We start from the raw sequence: 503 nt of genomic DNA, 5'->3' as shown, positions 1-503 counted from the left end.
GACAAAATATTATGTCAAAGATCTTATTATAGAAAACTTGCCGATTGGCGAGCCTGAAAGGCGATGCCAGAGGCTTGCACTTATACTTAACCTAAAAATCAGCACTGTGTTGGTATTCTCTCAGCTGATCATTTTATGTTCTCAAAGTGCAATAAAAAGGCGATGCATGGCTTTCATGCATCACCTCATGTTAGCAATAATTATGCTTTTGTAACGTTAGCAGCTTGAGGTCCACGGTTACCTTCAACGATTTCGAAAGTTACGTCTTGACCTTCTTCTAAAGTTTTGAAACCTTCAGATTGGATAGCTGAAAAGTGAACGAATACGTCTTGACCTTCAGAAGTTTCGATGAAACCAAAACCTTTTTCTGCGTTAAACCATTTTACTTTACCTTGTTCCATTATGTTTCCTCCTGCTGTGTGCTTTGCACACAATTTGGTACTATCCTTGCACTCAGTGATCATCAAGACGAAAAGCTAATCTTACTATCCTTTACACCGAAC

The 503-nt window shown here is 38.8% G+C and carries 1 protein-coding gene; it reads right to left on the bottom strand.

Annotation, left to right across the window (positions count from 1 at the left end; all coding sequences use genetic code 11):
- Positions 1–200 precede the first annotated feature (200 nt).
- The gene (locus OQ279_RS18675) at positions 201–401 is read right to left on the bottom strand and encodes a cold-shock protein (RefSeq protein WP_266071376.1); all 201 of its coding nucleotides are present in this window, start codon (positions 399–401) and stop codon (positions 201–203) included.
- Positions 402–503: the final 102 nt, after the last annotated feature.

The organism is Salinimicrobium profundisediminis, assembly GCF_026241755.1.
Lineage (GTDB): Bacteria > Bacteroidota > Bacteroidia > Flavobacteriales > Flavobacteriaceae > Salinimicrobium > Salinimicrobium profundisediminis.
This window is presented reverse-complemented; position numbering and strand designations above follow the sequence as displayed.